The organism is Actinosynnema sp. (assembly GCF_052038725.1).
In genome coordinates, this window is record NZ_JBQGCX010001011.1 from 1 (window position 1) to 2311 (window position 2311).

The following is a 2311-nucleotide window of genomic DNA, read 5'->3' on the forward strand; positions in this document are numbered from 1 at the left end:
GCGCCGGTCACCGACCCGTCCCGAGCCCCGTCCAGCAGCCAGTCACCGGACGGCCCGCCCAGCTGGACCGTCGGCAGCGCGAACCCGCTCGGGTCACCGAACAGGTAGGTCGACAGCGCGACCGCCGCGCCGCCCGCGTCCCGCACCGCCTCGATCCGCGCCGCGACCTCCGGCAGCCCGAACGGGTCGTCGGGCAGGTCCAGCACCACGAGCTTGCCCGCGACGTCGTCCAGCTCGCCCGGCTGCCCGCCGCCGCCGAACGCGACCGGGTAGCCCCGGACACCGCGCCAGTCGGCCGCCGTGAGCCAGGACGCGCGCACCCGCTGCCCGTCGACGGCCAGCTCCACCGGCTGCTCCGCCAGCTCGACCCCCGCGAGGTACCCGATCGAGTCGCCCTGGCCGTAGCTGTGCGCGTAGAACCGGTCGAGCGCCGCGTCGCCGCCACCCCGGTACCAGACCGGGGAGCCGCTGTCCGCCCAGGCGACCACCGCGTCGTCCCACAGGCCGCCGCGCGCCCTCGGGTCGTCCACGCCGACCTCGACCCGCTCGCCGTCGCGCGCGTCCAGCGCCACGTCGACGTTCCCGCTCACCACCAGCTCCGGGACGGCCAGCACGGTGCTCTCGGTGACCGGGCCCCGCGCGGTCAGCACGCGGGCGTACAGCGCGTACCGCCCCGCGGTCAGCCTCGTCGCCCCGCCCGCCTCCAGCCGGGTGATCGTCCCGGTCGCCAGGTCCACCGCGGTCGCCGCCGGGTGCAGCTCCGGGTTCAGCTGCGCGGGCCGCCCGTCGCGGTCCAGCACCTCCAGGGTCACGTCGTACTGCTCGGGCTCCTGCCGCACCAGCACCGGGGTGCGCAGCGCGACCCCGTCGGCGGACGCGGTCAGCACCCCGCCGTGCGAGCCCGCGGCGGCGGACCTGGGCGTGCCCAGGACCTCCACCGACGCGGCGCCACCGGCGGGCACCACCAGGGACGTGGCCGACAGCGCCGCCCCGGTCAGCTCCAGCGACAGCGCCAGCGCCACCGGCTGGTCGCCGCTGTTGCGGTAGGTCACCGGGATGCCGCGCGCGGCGGTCTCCGCCCAGGGGAAGTGGAAGTCCACCGCCGAGGTGGTCGCGTGCACCTCCGAGGTGACCGCGCGCGCCACGTCCACGCGACCGCCGCCGACCGCCAGCGCGCTCGCCCGCACGTCCGCCGAGGTGGACACCAGGGCGGGCTTGAGCTGCTCCGCCGTCCAGTCCGGGCGCCGCTGGGCGAGGAGCGCCGCCGCGCCCGCCACGTGCGGCGCCGCCATCGACGTGCCGGACATGCTCCGGTAACCGCCGGTGCCCGCCTCGGCCGCGACGACCGCGCCGCCGGGCGCGGCGATCTCGGGCTTGGTGGCGTACCGGCCGGTGCGCGGCCCCCGGCTGGAGAACCCGGACAGCGAGTCGTCCTTCTCCACGCTGCCCACGGCCAGCGCCGAGTCGGCGGTCGCGGGCGAGCCGACGGACTCGTCGCTCCCGGAGTTGCCCGCCGCGATCACGAACAGCGCGCCGGTCTCGGCGGTCAGCGCGTCCACGGCCAGCGCCAGCGGGTCGGCGCCGGCCGGCGGCCCGCCGCCGAGGCTCATGTTGAGCACGTCCGCGCCCGCCTCGCGGGCGGCCCACTCCATGCCCGCGATGATCCCGGCGTCGGTGCCCCAGCCCCCGTCGTCGAGCACCTTGCCGACGACCAGGTCGGCCTCGGGGGCCACGCCCCGGTACCTGCCGCCCGAGGCCGCGCCGCTGCCGCCGATGGTGGAGGCGACGTGCGTGCCGTGCCCGTCGCCGTCGGTGGGGGAGCCCTTGGCGGTGAAGTCCCGCGCCTGCGACACCCGGCCCGCCAGGTCCGGGTGCCCAGGGTCGTAGCCGGTGTCCAGGACGGCGACCCGCACGCCCTCGCCGGTCAGCCCGGCGTCGTGCGCGGCGGGCGCGCCGATCTGCGGCACGGTGCGGTCGAGCGCGGCCCGGACCCTGCCGTTGAGCCAGACCTCGGTCTGGCCCGCGTCGGCGGCGCGCGGCGCGGACAGCTCGGCCCAGTAGGCCCCGGTGCCGGACTTGGGCACGTCGGCCACCCGAGCCCCGATCGAGGGCAGGACCTGCCCGGCGTCGGCGATCGAGGACTCGGCGGCCGGACCGCGCACCAGCAGCGGCGTGGCGTCGACGCCCGCGTCGTCGTAGCCCTGCCGGATCAGGCCGGTGACGTTGAACAGCTCGACGTCCAGCCGCCCGGAGGCGACCTGCGCGGCGGCGTCGTCCGGCAGCACGTACCGGTCGCCGCCCCGCTCGTACT

At 77.8% G+C, this 2311-nt stretch carries 1 protein-coding gene; it reads right to left on the reverse strand.

Features of this window, described 5'->3' with window-relative positions; translation table 11 throughout:
- Positions 1 to 2311 (reverse strand): S8 family serine peptidase (locus ACTUAL_RS21420; RefSeq protein WP_440901501.1); only part of this gene is annotated, 2311 nt, incomplete at both ends.